Raw genomic sequence first — 16,945 nt, 5'->3', positions numbered from 1 at the left:
AAAATATCAACCAAAAATGAACAAAAAGTATCAACTTACTGTAAACTCCGATTCGAATTACCAGTCATCAGAGCTGCTGGGTTCCGATATGGATTCGACCTTAGTTTCCACTAATAATTACCACGTTTTAAAGAATAATAAGTCTTTCACCTCTGAAATTACTGAATCTCATTTCGATCAAAAACACTATGTGGTCAAAGTAAACAACAATACCTATACGGTCAACATTCAAAACCATTTAGATCTACTGATCAAACAATTGGGTTTTTCAATGGGTACCAACAAACAGATTAATGCAATCAAGGCTCCTATGCCGGGATTGATTTTGGAGATTAGCGTACAAGTTGGTCAAGAGGTCCATGAAAATGACAATCTCTTAATCTTGGAAGCGATGAAAATGGAAAACAACCTCAGTTCTCCACGTGCCGGAATTATTAAGTCCATCTCGGTTTCCAAAGGAGACACTGTTGAAAAAGGACAATTGTTAATCGAATTCGAATAGTATCATGAAAAAAATATTAATAGCCAACCGTGGCGAAATTGCTGTTCGTATTATGAAGACAGCAAAAAAAATGGGCATACAAACCGTAGCCGTTTTTTCTACAGCAGACCGTAATGCTCCCCATGTAAAGATGGCCGACGAAGCGGTATGTATTGGAGAAGCACCTTCAAGTCAATCGTATTTGTTAGGCGACAAAATATTAGAAGTAGCCCAACAACTCGGTGTTGATGGTATACATCCAGGATATGGTTTTTTGAGTGAGAATGCACAATTCGCCAATAAATGCGAGCAGAACAATATTACTTTTATCGGTCCAAATTCTCATGCTATTGAAGTGATGGGAAATAAATTGGCCGCAAAAGACACGGTTAAAGCCTATGACATTCCTATGGTTCCCGGTTTAGACGAAGCCATTACCGATATTGAAAAAGCCAAAAGAGTAGCTGCCGAGATCGGTTTCCCGATTTTAATTAAAGCTGCAGCTGGAGGTGGTGGAAAAGGAATGCGTATTGTTGAAAACGAAAAAGAATTCGAATCACAAATGCAGCGTGCCATTTCCGAAGCGACCAATGCCTTTGGAGACGGATCCGTTTTTATTGAAAAATATATCGGAGCACCCCGCCATATCGAGATCCAAGTACTGGCCGATAAACACGGCAATATCGTGCATCTTTTCGAAAGAGAATGCAGTATTCAACGCCGTCATCAAAAGGTTGTTGAAGAGGCACCTTCTGCCGTATTGACTCCAGAGATCAGAGAAAAGATGGGAAAAGCAGCCGTACAAGTTGCCGCATCTTGTGATTATGTTGGCGCAGGTACCGTAGAATTTCTATTGGACGAAAACAAAAACTTCTATTTCTTAGAAATGAATACGCGCTTGCAAGTGGAACATCCCGTAACTGAACTGATCACAGGATTGGATTTGGTTGAGATGCAAATTCGAATTGCAGATGGAGAAGTACTTCCATTTAAACAAGAAGACCTAAAAATTCAAGGTCATGCCATGGAATTAAGGGTTTATGCCGAAGATCCATTAAACGATTTCTTACCTAGTGTCGGGCATTTAGATACCTATATTTTACCCGTAGGTGAAGGTATTCGCGTAGATAATGGAATCGAACAAGGTATGGATGTACCTATTTATTACGATCCGATGTTGGCCAAGTTAATCACTTTTGGAAAAACTCGTGAAGAATCGATTCAAGTCATGCGTCAAGCCATACAAAACTACCATGTTGAAGGAATCAGTACGACATTGCCTTTTGGACAGTTTGTTATGGAACACCAAGCTTTTAAATCGGGTAACTTCGACACCAATTTTGTTAAGAAATACTATAGTGCTGACCTTCTAAAAGAGCAATATCAAGAAGAGGCACAAGTAGCGGCTTATGTAGCTCTACAACAGTATTTAGAAGATCAGAAACAATTACGCCTACCTAATTAGTCTATCATGAATTCGAAAATAAATCAATTACAAGATAAAATCGCACAAGCCCATTTGGGAGGAGGCGAAAAAAGAATTGAAACACAACACAGCAAAGGAAAATTAACCGCTAGAGAACGTATTGCGTATTTATTAGACGAAGGATCCTTTGAAGAAGTTGGTATGTTGGTGACGCACCGAACTACCGATTTCGGCATGGAAAAAGAAATCTATTATGGCGACGGAGTGGTTACTGGATACGGTACGATAAGCGGTCGTTTGGTTTATATCTTTGCTCAGGATTTTACTGTATTTGGAGGAGCTCTATCAGAGACTCATGCCGAAAAAATATGTAAGATCATGGATATGGCTCTAAAAATGGGAGCTCCGATGATCGGACTAAACGATTCTGGAGGTGCTCGTATACAAGAAGGCGTTCGCTCTTTGGGTGGATATGCAGATATTTTCTTTAGAAACGTACAAGCTTCCGGGGTGATCCCACAGATATCTGCCATTATGGGCCCTTGTGCCGGTGGTGCTGTTTACTCTCCTGCGATGACTGATTTCACCATGATGGTCGAAGGATCTAGTTATATGTTTGTGACTGGTCCTAGTGTTGTAAAAACCGTGACCAATGAAACCGTTACTTCAGAAGAACTCGGTGGAGCAAGCACGCATTCTACCAAGTCAGGAGTAGCACATACCACTTCAGAAAACGATGTAGTATGTTTGGAAGACATCAAGAAATTGTTGAGTTATTTACCTCAAAACAACACCGAGACAGCAGCCCTGTTACCGGTACAATTAAACGAAGAATACCGTCAGCAATTAGATGCTATCGTTCCAGAAAGCGCTAATAAACCTTACGATATGAAGGAGGTCATCAACGGAATTATCGATGAAGATTCTTTCTTTGAAATTCACAAGGATTACGCAGAAAACATCGTAGTTGGTTTTGCTAGATTGGGAGGCCGTAGTATTGGTATCATCGCCAACAATCCTATGTTTTTAGCGGGATGTTTGGATGTTAACAGCTCAATCAAAGCCGCGCGTTTTACGCGTTTTTGTGATGCCTTCAACATTCCTTTATTGGTTTTGGTTGATGTACCGGGTTTCCTACCGGGAACCGATCAAGAATGGAACGGAATTATCGTACACGGCGCAAAACTACTTTATGCATTAAGTGAAGCTACTGTTCCGAGAGTTACGGTAATCACCCGTAAAGCTTACGGAGGAGCGTATGACGTGATGAACTCCAAACACATTGGAGCAGATTTAAACTTCGCATGGCCTAATGCAGAAATTGCTGTTATGGGAGCCAAGGGAGCCAGTGAGATCATCTTTAAGAAAGAAATCTCAGAAGCTGCAGATCCGATAGCCAAATTAGCTGAAAAAGAAGCCGAGTATGCCGAGAAATTCGCAACACCTTATCGTGCAGCACAACGCGGCTTTATCGATGAAGTCATCTTACCACACGAAACACGTAGAAAATTGATAAAAGCTTTTGCAATGTTGGAAAACAAAGTAATAGATACTCCTAAGAGAAAACACGGAAATATTCCGCTATAATCTCCATATCTCTTTACAACTTCAATGTCCCTCCCTATTTTTAAGGAGGGACATTTTTTTATATAACACCTTGATATCCAGTGTTAAAATTTGAAATAAAATTAATTTACATCCGTTTTTTATTTAGATTTGATTATTACTAATATATATCACAAAAAAACAAGTATTAACTATATTTACAAACACCATACTATGAAGACACATATACTTTCAGCAATTCTATGCATTATAATAGCATCAAGCTGCAATTCGACTGACTCCGATACTACACCGCCTGATACTCCAAAAAAGGTGATGTTATTATTTGTTGATTATACAACCCATAATTTTGAAGGGGGTATAGAAATCACTTTGTCCAAACCGAGTGAAACTTTTAAAATAAAAAGCGTTTATAAAGAACCTTCTGATTTTGGAAATATAAAACTATTCTATCAAGAAATTGATCAATTGCTGTTTGACGGCGATATAATTTGGATGGGTAAAGGGGAGATTACCTTTCCTTCTCCGCGTTTGGCTGCTGAAGATTTTGAACGAACCTTAACCGCCGATTTTATCACTCCTAAAGAAGGCTTCGAATCGATTACTATCAATCCCAATTTCGAACCAATAGAACACAGTCGTGCATGGGCAAGTGTTCAATCTCTCCTACTTGCTCGTTCTTACTTACAATCAAATCCCAGCCAAAAAATCAAAGTATTTCTCTACCAACCCAGCGCAGGAGATGGAGACGAACAAGACTGGAAATTCATATTTATTTTAAAAAACTAAACTTTCCTTCTTAAAAGCAATAAATTTGTGCTTGTTTATTTTTTTAAACTTATATTTGTAATTAATTTTAACAAAAATTAGTTATAAAACAATATAATTTCACCAGTATGGAATACGAAAACAGTCAAGTACAGAAAAGCAATGCAGGTCAAGGAATGGGAATTGCAGCCCTAGTTTTAGGAATATTAGGGGTTTTAACCGCTTTTATCCCTTGTTTCGGCTTGTTCGCAATCATTTTTGGGATATTAGCCATCATATTCGGAATTATTGGATATTCGCAAGCTAAAAAGCAAAATGCTTCTTTAGGTTTACCACTGACCGGATTGATTTTAGGTATTTTAGCCACCCTATTCGTTGTGATCTGGACTTTAATCTTTGCTACAGCAATTGCTAATTCTGCCTTTGACTTCAATGCTATCAGTAAAGAAATTCAGATCAATTCTCAAGATACCATAAATGAATATCCCTTAGATCAGGATACTTTGGATCAATACGGCGCAGATCAGGATACTATTTTTGCCCAAGATTAATCGCATACCCACAACATAAAAAAGCATTTAATTTCGTATTAAATGCTTTTTTTTATTTCCATAATTTCGACATCTCCTAAAAACGAATTCGTATTTTTGACAACTTTCCCAGTCATCTAAAATTATTATCATGCTACAAAAATCATTACTTCTCGTTTTATTAATATTCACTTGCAATTTGAAGGCACAAAACCGATCATTGCAAATTGAAAAAATAACCGAAAACCTATATACCTATACCACCTATCAAACTTTTAACGGTACTCTATATTCGTGCAATGCACTATACTTACTTACCCAAGATGGCGTTGTTCTCTTTGATACTCCATGGGACAAACAACTCAATCAACCGCTACTCGATTCTATTCAACAAAAACATCAATTAGCCGTTGTCAAGGTATTTGCAACGCATTGGCACGAAGATCGAGCAGGAGGTTTTGAGTTTTTCAACCGTTTGGGCATAGCAACCTATGCCTCACAAAAGACCAATCAGAAACTTGCTGACGAAGGTTTAGCAACAGCTATGCACACCTTTGATGACGAAGCAGTTTTTACAGTAGGTAAAGATGTTTTTGAGCTGTTATTTGTCGGTGAAGGACATACCTTTGACAACATCGTTGTTTGGTTCCCACAACAAAGCGTTTTAGATGGTGGATGTTTGGTAAAGAGCATTGCCGCCACAGACCTTGGTTATATAGCCGAAGCCAATTTACAAGCCTGGCCTACCACTATTATAAATATACAAAAACGTTTTGAAAATGCCAAATTCATCATCCCCGGCCACGATAACTGGAAGGGTCAAGGACATTTGGAACACACTTTAAAATTGTTGAAAGAGCACAAAAGGGATTAATTCGACTTTTTTTATCGCACTACAAACAGTTCCTATACCTGCATGTATTAAAAATCGACCGATCCTATTCATAATCTCAAGTCTTTTGCTATTTTTGCATTATGGCAAAACAAGATGATATTTTTAAAAATGTTATTTCGCACGCAAAGGAATACGGATTTATATTTCCGTCCAGCGAAATTTATGACGGTTTAAGCGCAGTCTATGACTATGCTCAAAACGGAGTCGAACTCAAAAAAAACATTCGTGAATATTGGTGGAAATCCATGGTTCAAATGCATGAAAATATTGTAGGTATTGATTCTTCAATATTTATGCACCCAACTATATGGAAAGCATCGGGTCACGTTGATGCTTTTAACGACCCCTTAATCGACAATAAAGATTCTAAGAAGAGATATCGTGCAGATGTATTGATCGAAGACTACTGTGAAAAGATCTATCAAAAAGCACAAAAAGAAATTGAAAAAGCGAGCAAACGCTTTGGCGAATCTTTTAATGAAGAAGAATTTATAACTACCAACCCACGTGTTGTAGAATACCTTTCAAGAAAAAAAGCGATTCTAGAGCGCATGGCTCACGGATTAGATACCGGAGACTTGGCTGATGTAAAAGCCTTGATCGAGGAATTGGAAATCGCAGATCCAGAAACGGGTTCTAGAAACTGGACCGAAGTACGTCAATTCAACTTGATGTTTGGCACCAAACTAGGCGCGTCAGCAGATACCGCTATGGATTTGTATTTACGTCCAGAAACGGCACAAGGAATTTTTGTCAATTTCTTAAACGTACAAAAAACCGGAAGAATGAAGATTCCCTTTGGAATTGCACAAACCGGTAAAGCTTTTAGAAATGAAATCGTTGCCCGTCAATTCATCTTCCGTATGCGTGAATTTGAACAAATGGAGATGCAATATTTTGTAAAACCAGGCGAGGAAATGAAATGGTATGAATACTGGAAAGAAACCCGTCAAAAATGGCATTTGTCTTTGGGAATGGGAGCGGAAAATTACCGCTTTCACGATCATGAAAAATTGGCTCACTATGCCAATGCCGCAACGGATATCGAATTTAATTTCCCATTCGGATTTAAAGAATTGGAAGGAATTCACTCTAGAACCGATTTCGACTTAAAAGCACACGAACAACATTCAGGAAAAAAACTACAGTTCTTCGACAACGAAACCAACACCAGTTATGTACCTTATGTAGTAGAAACTTCTGTAGGTTTAGATCGTATGTTCTTGGCTATTTTCTCAAAATCTTTACAAGAAGAAACTCTAGAAGACGGCACAACAAGAACCGTTTTAAGACTACCTTCTGTATTGGCTCCAACTAAAGCAGCAGTACTTCCTTTAATCAAAAGAGACGGCTTGCCAGAATTGGCGCATGAAATCATTGAGGAATTGAAATGGGACTTCAATGTCACTTACGATGAAAAAGACGCTGTAGGGCGTAGATATCGTCGTCAAGATGCTTTGGGAACTCCTTTCTGTATTACGGTTGACCATCAGACCCTGGAAGACAAAACAGTCACTATCCGTCACCGCGACAGCATGAAACAGGATCGTGTAAGTATCACAAACCTTAAAAACATTATCAACGACGAAGTTTCCATCAGAAACTGGTTACGTAGAATGTAATTATATAAAAAGAGCCACATTAACATGTGGCTCTTTTTTTTGTGATCAGTAATCAGTAATCAGCAAAATAGTGATCAGCAGTGGGTGTTATAAATTTGCATATAGCACTGAGAAAGAATGGAAAAAACCAGCTACTAGACTAATTATCAGTTAAAAACGCCCTCATATTAAAAAAAATTAGTAACTTTAATTACTAAAATTTACAAAGAATCACGAATCACGAATCACGAATCACGAATCACGAATCACGAATCACGAATCACGAATTTATTAACCTAGATTAAGTTAGTTGAGGCGATAGCTCCTTAAATTTGTACTTAACAAAAACAAAAAGCCATGAGAAAATTTATTTATTTATTTGTTGCGGTATTCGCATCTGCGAGTATGTTCGCACAAACAACTTGGAAGGTTGATCAAATGCACTCTTTTTTAACTTTTTCAGTTAAACATTTAGGCATCTCCTTTGTCGAAGGTAAGTTCGATCAATATGAAGGTACATTTACTAGCAACAAGGCCGATTTAACCGATGGTAAGTTTGATTTCACCATTCAAGCGAAAAGCATCAATACTGGCGTTAGTATGCGTGACGATCATTTGAGAACGAATGATTTCTTTAACACAGACAAATTCCCAACGATTAGCTTTACTACAAAATCGATAAAAAAGGTTTCGGATACAAAGTATGTATTAGATGGAATTTTAACGATCCGCGGTATTGCTAAACCCGTAAAATTTGACTTGGTTTATGGAGGTCTATTAAAAGATGATGGCCAAGGAAATCAAAAAATGGGATTCCAAGCTACTACTACAATTAATCGTTTTGATTTCGACGTAGCTTACGATCCTTCAGGACAAGCTATTGCTAAAGATGTTACTATTAATGTGAATTTAGAGTTTGCCAAAAAAGCATAATTAAAACAACACCCTGTTTTAAACTTAAAAGGACGTTTCCCTAGCCGAGAAACGTCCTTTTTATTATTAAGAGAATAGCTCTTTCGTTGTAATGACCTGTACAGCATCATCGGAACTCAAACTCTTTTCAATCATCTTCTTAGCCAAATCCGACACGGCTATAGGGCGGTATTTTCGAGCCAATCCTATACTATTAAAAAACCGTATGATCCCTTCAAAAGTTTTCTCTGCTGTTCGATCAGTATGTGGCCGTATCAATAACCCCGGTTGAAAAATCAATAACTTTTTAAAGTTCAAATGCAAAACAGCCTGCTCCAAGGCACCTTTCATTCTCGAATAAAAAATACTCGAATTCGCATTTGCTCCAATCGCTGATACCAATACAAAACTAGGTACACCCTGATTCTTGGCAGCTTTGGCAAAGTTCAACTGATAATCATGATCTATTTTCCATTGTTGCTCTTTTCCACCTGCCGCTTTTAAAGTAGTCCCCATAGCTGAAAAAGCTATATCACCAACCACCAAATCGGTCCACAGCTCTTGTTGGTCAAAATCAACCCGATGTACTTCCAACTTCGGGTGAATTAACGAATAATCTCTACGAACAAAAACCGTGACTTTTTCAAAGGAATCGCTTTGTAACAATTGCTTGACGAGTTCACTTCCTGTAGCGCCTGTGGCACCAATAACAACTGCTTTTAACATATTTATTTTTTAATGATCCTCAACCTTAATAAACTAGATTATTCATGCGGTTTTAACATCGTTTCTGGATTTAAAATTTCATCCAATTTTTCTTTGGTTAACAATTGACGTTCTAAAACGAGCTGATAAACTCCTTTTCCCGTTTGCAAAGCTTCTTTTGCTATCGATGTACTCGCCTTATAACCGATATACGGATTTAAAGCAGTTACTATACCAATACTGTGTTGAACGGTATCTTTGGTATGTTGTTCATTGGCCGTGATTCCAACAATACATTTTTCTTGTAAGGTATTCATCGCATGCTCGAGAAAAGTCATCGACTCCATCAATGATTGAGCTAACACCGGTTCCATTACATTGAGCTGCAACTGCGCCGCTTCTGCCGCCATGGTCACCGTTAGATCGTTACCGATTACTTTAAAGCAAACCTGATTAACCACTTCGGGTATCACGGGATTCACTTTACCCGGCATAATCGAAGACCCGGGTTGCATAGGCGGTAGATTAATTTCATTTAAACCAGCACGCGGTCCAGAAGACAACAATCTCAAGTCATTGCATATCTTCGATAATTTAATCGCAATCTTTTTTAATACAGACGAATAAGCAACCAAACCACTCGTATCAGAAGTCGCTTCAATGAGATTCGGCGCAGAAATAACCGCCTCATTGACGATAGTACCCAAATTAGTTGCACACAAATGCGCATAACCCGGCAAGGCATTTAGCCCTGTTCCAATAGCCGTGGCCCCCATATTGATCTCTAAAAAACTTTGAGCCGCCGCATCTAGTGATTTCAACTCCTTTTCCAAGGTAAAAGCAAAGACTTCAAATTCCTGTCCTAAAGTCATCGGAACAGCATCCTGCAATTGAGTACGACCCATTTTTATAACCTTAGCAAATTCCATCCCCTTAGCACGAAAAGCCATCGCTAAATTATACAGCTCAACAGCCAAGCTTTTATTCATGGTGAAGAGCGCTATTTTTAAGGATGTAGGATAGGCATCATTGGTTGATTGTGATAAATTGATATGATCGTTAGGCGAACAATACAGGTATTCCCCCTTAGTATGTCCCAAGAATTCCAATGCGCGATTGGCTATCACCTCATTGGCATTCATATTTACTGATGTACCCGCACCACCTTGAATCATATCAATCGGAAACTGGTCTAACCATTGTCCGTCGATAATCTCCAAACAGGCCTTATGTACAGCATCATAAATGTTTTCAGGCAAGATATTTAACTCATAATTTGTCTTAGCAGCAGCCCATTTAACCTTAGCCAAAGCTTTGACGAATTCCGGATAATCCGATAATTTTTGATTGGATATTTTAAAGTTAGCTATCGCTCTCTGTGTTTGTACCCCGTAATAGGCTGTTGTAGGAACTTCCAATTCTCCCAAAAGATCACTTTCTATACGAATAGATTCCATCATATATTTAGTTTTTTAATGAGTCAACAAGTTAAAGCATTTTACTAGTATCTAATAAAAAAATCCCGTTTATTTGAGGCAGATCAAATAAGATATTTAGTTAAGATGTCTTAAATAAAGCCCCTCCAATCAGAAGTATCAATCAAAAACAGCGGTTAGATAATACCAAGTCCCACCAACCCTTTCGAATAAAGAATTTTCTAAGTGCGTGACGATCTGCTGATTTTTATCGCGATAATACGCTTTAAAAACCACTTGATTATCCTGAGCAGCAATCACCTCTAAACGCAACCATTCACTGTCGTTCGCCCATGCTAATATGTCGCTTTTTTTATGCAGATATCGCGTTTTGGGATGTGTCGTTTTAATGATATAGTCCGCATTGACCAGCACATAAGCCGTATATCGCGAACGCATCAATTCTTCTGCCGTCTGCGGTAGCGATGTACCCTCCAAAAACGGTTTACAGCAGTGCTCAAAAGTTTTATCCGTACCGCAAAAACACGGTTTTTTTAACGCAGCGTCCATTATACAGTCAGTTTGGTTTCCAATTCATCGACTATCTTCAAGAATTTACTCCATTTCACCAATTCTTCATCTGCTGCGGCATGGTCCAAGCCCTCCAAAATCATCTCGCGAATTTCATCTAACTGTAATTTTGCGTTCTGATGATCATTTTGCGCTATAGTCACCATCAATTGCATGATATGTTTTTGCGCGCTCTCTAATGTGTTCTCCATTGTTTCTAGTTCTAAATTCAATATTCAAAGGTAAAAGGTTCTTTCGAATTTAAAATTTTAATTAAAAAGTTCCCGTACTTTTTTTATAGTTAAAAAATAAACATACTAAATTGATATTCAATAAATTTGAATTACCCCTTATAAAGTATCGATATGATTATTAAAAATATTATCGACGTGTTTTTCCCTCAGCTCTGTTTCGGTTGCGAAAGCGCCTTATTGCGCAATCAAAAAATCCTATGCACAAATTGTCTCCATCAACTTCCTTTTACCGGGCAACACTTGTATCGAAACAACGATGCATTGGATAAATTTTATGGTCGCTTGAGCCTCCAAAACTGTTCCTGCCTGTTGTATTTCACCAAGGAAGGCTTGGTACAACGCCTCTTCCATCACCTAAAATACAAAAACCAACCACAGATCAGTTATTATCTCGGGCAAATTTATGCTTTTCAATTACAGAACCTCTCCTGGCTGGCTACAGTCGACAGCATTATTCCAGTGCCCCTACACAAAAAGAAGCAAAAAACCAGAGGATATAATCAGGTAGATGGTTTTGCACAAGCACTTTCAGAAGCTTTTAAAATACCCGTTGACAAACAACTGCTTACTCAGAAAGTTTTTACCATTTCGCAAACTCAAAAAAAATTATTTGAACGCACTACACCCAACCCATTACGATTCAGCATCAACTCGCAGCCTCATCACCATGGACAACATTTTTTGATAGTAGACGATATACTAACCACTGGTGGCACCCTAGAGTCCTGCGGGAAAAAGTTGTTGGAAATTCCCAATAGCACCATCAGTATACTGTGTTTAGCACAAACTCAATAAACTTTTTACAACTAGATTTTATTCCTAAAAAATATAGTCGTTAATTTGTCGGATAAAAGCTATATCATGTTGAGAATACGTCAGATTGCCCTTTTTTTTATTTTAATAACCACTTTTGCCAGTTGCGCTAAAAGAGGCTTTATCAGCGGTGGAGACCAAGATACGCTTCCACCGGTCATGCTTCGAAGCAATCCTGAAAATCATTCAATCAATTTTAATGAGAAGGTCATCAAAATCCAATTTGATGAATATATTAAATTGAAAAATATCAATCAACAATTGATCGTATCTCCACCTATGGAAACCGCACCGGATATCAGTCCGATGGGTACTCCTAAAAAGGAATTGACCATTAAAATCATCGATACCTTAAAACCCAATACCACCTATAGTTTTAATTTTGGAGAAAGCATCACCGATAACAATGAGGGCAATGCGCTAAAGCAATTTAAGTACATTTTTTCAACAGGTAGCTATATCGATTCTCTAAAAGTACATGGAAACATCCGGGAAGCCTATAAGAAAAAACCTTCCAATTTTGTCAACGTCATGCTTTACGATGCAACGAATTTCAAAGATTCTACCGTTTATAAGGAAAAACCGCTTTATGTAACCAACACACTGGATAGTTTGACCAGTTTTGCCATCGAAAACATCAAAGAAGGCACCTATTACATCATTGCTTTAAAAGATAAAAACAACAATTTTAAGTTTGATCCAGATCAAGATCAAATCGCCTTTTTAAAGGATCCCATTACGATACCAACCGAACAAACTTTTGAGCTAAACCTGTTTAAATCGCAAGAGAAACTCAAAGTAAATAGACCTTCACAAGTTTCTGAAAACAAGTGGTATTTACCTTATAGCGGAGACGTTGACCAAATCGATTTAAAGATAAAAAATCAAAACAACGATGTAGCTCATGCCATCACCAAATTGGCGAACAAGGATTCCCTACAAGTGTGGTTTCCTAAAATGGAAGTAGACTCCTTATTAGTTCAATTAAAAAAGGGCGACTACGAACAGCAATTTACCGTTCGTCCGCGTAAGATGAAAGCTGTTGACACCCTTTCTGTTAGTCCAGCTCAAGGGGGAATTTTGGATTTCAGAGATGTTTTTAGGCTGAAAACAAGTACGCCTTTTACAAAAATTGATTCGACAAAAATCTTTATCACTAATAAAGACACTGTTGCCGTTCCGTTTAAGATCGTCCAACAAGCTTTCCTACAAGAGATTTCTTTGGAGTTTGAAAAGAAAGAACAAGACAAGTATAACATTCAGTTATTGCCTGAAGCAATAACCGACTTTTTCGGAAAGAGCAACGATACCCTCAATTATAAGGTAGAAACCAAACAGTATACCGACTATGGAAACCTCGTTGTTAATCTGACAGGCGCTAAACGTTTCCCAATTATCGTTGAAGTATTAAATTCTCAAGAAGAAGTAGTCGCGAGTTTATCAACAACAGCGGAAACACAACTTCGTTTTGATGTGTTACCGCCTAAAAAATACCTGTTACGCGCCATCTATGACGACAACGCTAATGGCAAATGGGATACGGGTTATTTCTTTGATCGACGACAACCCGAAGAAGTTATTTACTATCCCGACGAAATTGACGTTCGCGCCAATTGGGACATCGATCAAGTATTTAGTCTTTCAAAATAAATGAGTCACCATCTGATAAAAAAGCCAATTTCTTTCTAGCCTGAATTAAATTGGCTTTTTCTAGTTTGGCATACAATACCGCTTCACCATTGTGAGGAGGCACTATATATGCTCCCATATAATCCAATACCTGTGAGTGTCCAGAATACACATTATTTCCGCTATCTGTCCCCACGCGATTGACACCAACAGCATAAGCCATATTTTCGATAGCACGTGCCTTAAACAAACTGTCCCAAGCATAAATGCGTTGATCGGGCCAATTGGCAACATAAATCAACAAATCATAAGCCTCATCTTGATTTCGAGCGAAAACTGGAAACCTCAAATCATAACACACTAACGGACAAATTTTCCAATCTTTATAGGTTACCACTAGTCTTTGAGAACCCGCCTTATATTTTTTCTCTTCTCCCGCTAAGGAAAAAAGATGGCGCTTATCATAGGTTTGATAGGTACCATTGGGAAACACAAAAAACATCCTATTGTAGTAATTGCCCTTTTCTTTAATAATCATACTACCTGTCAAAGCGATACTTTTTTGCATACACATTTTCTGCATCCATGATACAGCATACCCATCCATCACTTCAAAAGCGCGTTCCGGGTTCATGGTAAAGCCCGAAGTAAACATTTCTGGTAGTACCACCAAATCCGTATCCACCTCCAACTGTTCTATTTTGGATTCGAAGTACCTCAGATTAGCATCGATGACTTCCCAAACCAACGGTGCCTGAATTAAAGCTATTTTCATTTTTTGTCGTTTCTAACAAAGTTAGGTAAAATTATGCAGATACGCGGATTGGCTGATAGGCGCATGTGCGAATAGGCATATGGGCTTAGAAACAGATAGCTTGAAAGGCTGATCCCTTTTACGTGTAAAGACGAATAGGCTTATCTGCAAATGGGCATATCGGCTTTAGACGCTGATGGACGAATAAACACATGCACTTAAAAGCAGATAAGTTGAAAGGCTGTTCCGTTTTTACGTGATAAAGCGAATTCGCGTATCTGCGAATAGGCATATAGGCTTTAGACGCTGATACGCGTATGTGCAAATGGGCGTATAGGCTCTCCGTTAAAATTTATAAGAATTTTGAGAGGATACCGATTCCCCATTTTTAAAGAAAAACAGAAAATCTGAATTTAGTTTGGTTTTTCGATCTCGACCTAGCATGTCATTGATGAAATACCTTTTGTAAGCATCCGCATATTTTTTCTTATAAAAATCGTTATCCATAACAAAAACGGGACTATACATTCGCTGATCATAAGTCACATTAGCAAAGAAATAGCCATCCATAACCAAAAATAACTTGATGCCCCGTTTCTGTACATCATCTTCCAATTGCTTAATAGAAACGATATCTTGACGGTGATTCGATATTATATAAACTACAGCCTCAGGATATTTTTTTAATTCCTCCCGCAATTGCATGCCGTTGATTTTTGTAATTTCTCCCCGACTCACCTGATCAAAAGATTTTAAAGGCACAACAATGGCTTTCCATGAATCTGGTAGTTTGTTATAATCATTAGTCAAACCAGCTACTACACAAGAAGTCATGATCATACAAACCATCACGAATACTCCAATATTTACTATTTTTCTCATAGGACTGTTTTGTTATTTCTGAACGCTATTTAATTCCTCAGTAATCAACTTAGATCCCTCTGGGATATAGACCCCAGAATTAAATACATAAAACGACTCATAGGCTATTTTTTCATCCACCTCTTTACCCAGCATTTGGTTGATAAAACTCTTTGTCGATTTATTGACGTTTTTTGTATTATAATACGGTGTATCTATTGCAAAAACAGGACTGACAATCGCTTGATTAAAAATCATATAAGGCATGCGGAAATCATACATTACTATAAATACACGATAACCGTTTTCTTGAGTATAGTCTTCAAATCCCTTTAAATCTCTATTCGCAGGACAATAGTTGACAACAAACCTAACTAGCGCTTTGGGATGTTTCTTTAATTCTTGCTGCAACTGAACCCCATTAATTTTAGTGATTTCAGAGCGCTGCGCCTGATCGAAATCACTCAACGGAACAACGATTTCCTTCCACCCCTTAGGCAAATCACTATATCCATCTTTGGGTTTTATAATATTACAGCTAGTCCCCAGAACCAACACCGTTAAACCAACCATTAAAGTCCAATACTTCATACTTACAATCTTTTTATAAAAACCCAAACATAACAACAAAAGCCGCCTAAAAATAACGATTTAAGATAAAATTATGACTACTGATAAATAATTCGTTTTTCTAGCTTAAAACTATACGCAGATACGAGGATACGAGGATACGATCAGACAAGAATGGGCCTATACGCGTATTCGCATATAGGCACATAGGCATCTATTAAAACAATTCCTTAACGATATGCTGAATCAATTCGGATTTCCCCATAGAATAATAATGAACCAATGGGACTCCTGATTTCAATAGTTCTTCACTTTGTTGTTTACACCATTCTAATCCGATTTGCGCTACGGCCTGATTGTCCTTTGCTTTATTGACCTCCAAAACCAAGGTTTCCGGGAAATCAACCTTAAATCGATGTGGGATTAGGGTCAATTGTCTTTTAGTAGTAATGGGTTTTAAACCCGGAATAATCGGTACCAGTATTCCAGCAACGCGGCATTTTTCGACAAATTCAAAATACTTTTGATTGTCAAAAAACATTTGAGTAATGATGTAGTCCGCCCCAGAATCAACCTTCTGTTTTAAAAACCGAATATCGTCATCCAAACTTGGCGCCTCCATGTGTTTCTCCGGATAAGCACCTACCCCAATACAAAAACTCGTAGCATGACTGTTCTCTAAGTCTGTATCCAAATAAATCCCGTTGTTTAAGTCGTGGATTTGACTCACCAGTTCATTGGCAAAATGATGCCCCTTACTTTCTGCTCTAAAGTAGGTTTCGTTTTTAATCGCATCCCCACGTAGCGCCACCACATTATCTATCCCCAAAAAATCCAAGTCTATCAAAAAGTTCTCCGTGTCTTCTTTCGTAAAACCACCACACAGTATATGCGGCACGGCATCTATTTTAAATTTTTCCTGAATCGCGGCACAAATACCTACGGTACCGGGCCTTTTTTTAACAATTTTCTTTTCGAGCAATCCATTTTCCTTTTCCTTATAAACAAACTCCTCTCGATGATAAGTCACATCTATAAAGGCCGGTTTAGCCTCTAATAAAGGTTCAATATTATCGTAAATACACTGTATGTTCTGCCCTTTTAAAGGCGGTAAAATTTCTATAGAAAAACGAGCCTTTTTCTGAGCCAATGCAAAATGTTCTGTTACTTTCATGTTTTTTTACTATCTTTATAT

Annotated in this window: 18 protein-coding genes; 10 read left to right on the top strand and 8 right to left on the bottom strand. The window is 38.0% G+C overall.

The window, feature by feature from the left end; all coding sequences use genetic code 11:
* The first annotated feature begins 16 nt into the window (after nt 1–16).
* The 8 genes from L1275_RS05045 (at nt 17) to L1275_RS05010 (ending at nt 8,200) form a co-directional block, all read left to right on the top strand.
* On the top strand, nt 17–502 hold the full coding sequence (locus L1275_RS05045) for an acetyl-CoA carboxylase biotin carboxyl carrier protein subunit (RefSeq protein WP_253470465.1): 486 nt from the start codon (nt 17–19) through the stop codon (nt 500–502).
* Nucleotides 503–506: 4 nt separating this feature from the next.
* Nucleotides 507–1,946, top strand: coding sequence for an acetyl-CoA carboxylase biotin carboxylase subunit (gene accC, locus L1275_RS05040; protein ID WP_253470463.1), 1,440 nt, complete (start codon nt 507–509; stop codon nt 1,944–1,946).
* Nucleotides 1,947–1,952: 6 nt separating this feature from the next.
* Complete coding sequence (locus L1275_RS05035) at nt 1,953–3,494, top strand: acyl-CoA carboxylase subunit beta (RefSeq protein ID WP_253470461.1); 1,542 nt, start codon at nt 1,953–1,955, stop codon at nt 3,492–3,494.
* A 192-nt stretch (nt 3,495–3,686) separates the two neighbouring features.
* On the top strand, nt 3,687–4,262 hold the full coding sequence (locus L1275_RS05030) for a hypothetical protein (RefSeq protein ID WP_253470459.1): 576 nt from the start codon (nt 3,687–3,689) through the stop codon (nt 4,260–4,262).
* Nucleotides 4,263–4,369: 107 nt separating this feature from the next.
* On the top strand, nt 4,370–4,792 hold the full coding sequence (locus tag L1275_RS05025) for a DUF4190 domain-containing protein (RefSeq protein WP_253470457.1): 423 nt from the start codon (nt 4,370–4,372) through the stop codon (nt 4,790–4,792).
* Nucleotides 4,793–4,922: 130 nt separating this feature from the next.
* Complete coding sequence (gene bla, locus L1275_RS05020; RefSeq protein WP_253470456.1) at nt 4,923–5,645, top strand: BlaB/IND/MUS family subclass B1 metallo-beta-lactamase; 723 nt, start codon at nt 4,923–4,925, stop codon at nt 5,643–5,645.
* A gap of 101 nt (nt 5,646–5,746) precedes the next feature.
* Entirely contained in the window at nt 5,747–7,288 is a 1,542-nt protein-coding gene (locus tag L1275_RS05015; protein ID WP_253470454.1) for a glycine--tRNA ligase, read from the top strand.
* A gap of 336 nt (nt 7,289–7,624) precedes the next feature.
* Entirely contained in the window at nt 7,625–8,200 is a 576-nt protein-coding gene (locus L1275_RS05010; RefSeq protein ID WP_253470452.1) for a YceI family protein, read from the top strand.
* A gap of 66 nt (nt 8,201–8,266) precedes the next feature.
* Here L1275_RS05010 and L1275_RS05005 read toward each other — a convergent pair whose 3' ends face one another.
* From L1275_RS05005 to L1275_RS04990, 4 genes are all read right to left on the bottom strand, one after another.
* Nucleotides 8,267–8,905 carry an NAD(P)H-binding protein gene (locus L1275_RS05005; RefSeq protein WP_253470450.1) on the bottom strand — a complete coding sequence of 213 codons (639 nt, stop codon included), beginning with the start codon at nt 8,903–8,905 and terminating at the stop codon, nt 8,267–8,269.
* A 38-nt stretch (nt 8,906–8,943) separates the two neighbouring features.
* Complete coding sequence (aspA, locus tag L1275_RS05000) at nt 8,944–10,341, bottom strand: aspartate ammonia-lyase (protein WP_253470875.1); 1,398 nt, start codon at nt 10,339–10,341, stop codon at nt 8,944–8,946.
* Between the two features lie 138 nt (nt 10,342–10,479).
* Nucleotides 10,480–10,869 (bottom strand): YchJ family protein, encoded by a 390-nt coding sequence (locus tag L1275_RS04995; RefSeq protein WP_253470448.1) that lies wholly within the window; start codon nt 10,867–10,869, stop codon nt 10,480–10,482.
* Nucleotides 10,869–11,081 carry a hypothetical protein gene (locus tag L1275_RS04990; protein ID WP_253470446.1) on the bottom strand — a complete coding sequence of 71 codons (213 nt, stop codon included), beginning with the start codon at nt 11,079–11,081 and terminating at the stop codon, nt 10,869–10,871. Before L1275_RS04990 ends, L1275_RS04995 begins: the two co-directional genes overlap by 1 nt.
* Before the next feature lie 153 nt (nt 11,082–11,234).
* Here L1275_RS04990 and L1275_RS04985 point away from each other — a divergent pair, with 153 nt between their 5' ends.
* Complete coding sequence (locus L1275_RS04985) at nt 11,235–11,918, top strand: ComF family protein (protein ID WP_253470444.1); 684 nt, start codon at nt 11,235–11,237, stop codon at nt 11,916–11,918.
* A gap of 66 nt (nt 11,919–11,984) precedes the next feature.
* Entirely contained in the window at nt 11,985–13,586 is a 1,602-nt protein-coding gene (locus tag L1275_RS04980; RefSeq protein ID WP_253470442.1) for an Ig-like domain-containing protein, read from the top strand.
* On the opposite strand, the gene L1275_RS04975 is transcribed toward L1275_RS04980, so the two are convergent.
* The 4 genes from L1275_RS04975 to metF form a co-directional block, all read right to left on the bottom strand.
* Nucleotides 13,570–14,340, bottom strand: coding sequence for an amidohydrolase (locus L1275_RS04975; RefSeq protein WP_253470441.1), 771 nt, complete (start codon nt 14,338–14,340; stop codon nt 13,570–13,572). The two genes, L1275_RS04980 and L1275_RS04975, sit on opposite strands and share 17 nt — an antisense overlap.
* A gap of 324 nt (nt 14,341–14,664) precedes the next feature.
* A complete protein-coding gene (locus L1275_RS04970; protein ID WP_253470439.1) occupies nt 14,665–15,201 on the bottom strand; it encodes a hypothetical protein in 537 nt (178 codons plus the stop codon).
* A 12-nt stretch (nt 15,202–15,213) separates the two neighbouring features.
* A complete protein-coding gene (locus tag L1275_RS04965) occupies nt 15,214–15,771 on the bottom strand; it encodes a hypothetical protein (RefSeq protein ID WP_253470438.1) in 558 nt (185 codons plus the stop codon).
* 196 nt (nt 15,772–15,967) lie between these two features.
* Nucleotides 15,968–16,924 carry a methylenetetrahydrofolate reductase [NAD(P)H] gene (gene metF, locus L1275_RS04960; protein WP_253470436.1) on the bottom strand — a complete coding sequence of 319 codons (957 nt, stop codon included), beginning with the start codon at nt 16,922–16,924 and terminating at the stop codon, nt 15,968–15,970.
* Nucleotides 16,925–16,945 lie beyond the last annotated feature (21 nt).

Source organism: Flavobacterium sp. HSC-61S13 (assembly GCF_024171535.1).
In the GTDB taxonomy this organism is placed as follows: domain Bacteria; phylum Bacteroidota; class Bacteroidia; order Flavobacteriales; family Flavobacteriaceae; genus Flavobacterium.
This window is presented reverse-complemented; position numbering and strand designations above follow the sequence as displayed.

What these genes read in the sequence shown, in the direction of transcription:
- L1275_RS05045 (WP_253470465.1), top strand. Translation starts at nt 17, where the DNA reads ATGAACAAAAAGTATCAACTTACTGTAAACTCCGATTCGAATTACCAG.
- accC (WP_253470463.1), top strand. Translation starts at nt 507, where the DNA reads ATGAAAAAAATATTAATAGCCAACCGTGGCGAAATTGCTGTTCGTATT.
- L1275_RS05035 (WP_253470461.1), top strand. Translation starts at nt 1,953, where the DNA reads ATGAATTCGAAAATAAATCAATTACAAGATAAAATCGCACAAGCCCAT.
- L1275_RS05030 (WP_253470459.1), top strand. Translation starts at nt 3,687, where the DNA reads ATGAAGACACATATACTTTCAGCAATTCTATGCATTATAATAGCATCA.
- L1275_RS05025 (WP_253470457.1), top strand. Translation starts at nt 4,370, where the DNA reads ATGGAATACGAAAACAGTCAAGTACAGAAAAGCAATGCAGGTCAAGGA.
- bla (WP_253470456.1), top strand. Translation starts at nt 4,923, where the DNA reads ATGCTACAAAAATCATTACTTCTCGTTTTATTAATATTCACTTGCAAT.
- L1275_RS05015 (WP_253470454.1), top strand. Translation starts at nt 5,747, where the DNA reads ATGGCAAAACAAGATGATATTTTTAAAAATGTTATTTCGCACGCAAAG.
- L1275_RS05010 (WP_253470452.1), top strand. Translation starts at nt 7,625, where the DNA reads ATGAGAAAATTTATTTATTTATTTGTTGCGGTATTCGCATCTGCGAGT.
- L1275_RS05005 (WP_253470450.1), bottom strand. Translation starts at nt 8,905, where the DNA reads ATGTTAAAAGCAGTTGTTATTGGTGCCACAGGCGCTACAGGAAGTGAA.
- aspA (WP_253470875.1), bottom strand. Translation starts at nt 10,341, where the DNA reads ATGGAATCTATTCGTATAGAAAGTGATCTTTTGGGAGAATTGGAAGTT.
- L1275_RS04995 (WP_253470448.1), bottom strand. Translation starts at nt 10,869, where the DNA reads ATGGACGCTGCGTTAAAAAAACCGTGTTTTTGCGGTACGGATAAAACT.
- L1275_RS04990 (WP_253470446.1), bottom strand. Translation starts at nt 11,081, where the DNA reads ATGGAGAACACATTAGAGAGCGCGCAAAAACATATCATGCAATTGATG.
- L1275_RS04985 (WP_253470444.1), top strand. Translation starts at nt 11,235, where the DNA reads ATGATTATTAAAAATATTATCGACGTGTTTTTCCCTCAGCTCTGTTTC.
- L1275_RS04980 (WP_253470442.1), top strand. Translation starts at nt 11,985, where the DNA reads ATGTTGAGAATACGTCAGATTGCCCTTTTTTTTATTTTAATAACCACT.
- L1275_RS04975 (WP_253470441.1), bottom strand. Translation starts at nt 14,340, where the DNA reads ATGAAAATAGCTTTAATTCAGGCACCGTTGGTTTGGGAAGTCATCGAT.
- L1275_RS04970 (WP_253470439.1), bottom strand. Translation starts at nt 15,201, where the DNA reads ATGAGAAAAATAGTAAATATTGGAGTATTCGTGATGGTTTGTATGATC.
- L1275_RS04965 (WP_253470438.1), bottom strand. Translation starts at nt 15,771, where the DNA reads ATGAAGTATTGGACTTTAATGGTTGGTTTAACGGTGTTGGTTCTGGGG.
- metF (WP_253470436.1), bottom strand. Translation starts at nt 16,924, where the DNA reads ATGAAAGTAACAGAACATTTTGCATTGGCTCAGAAAAAGGCTCGTTTT.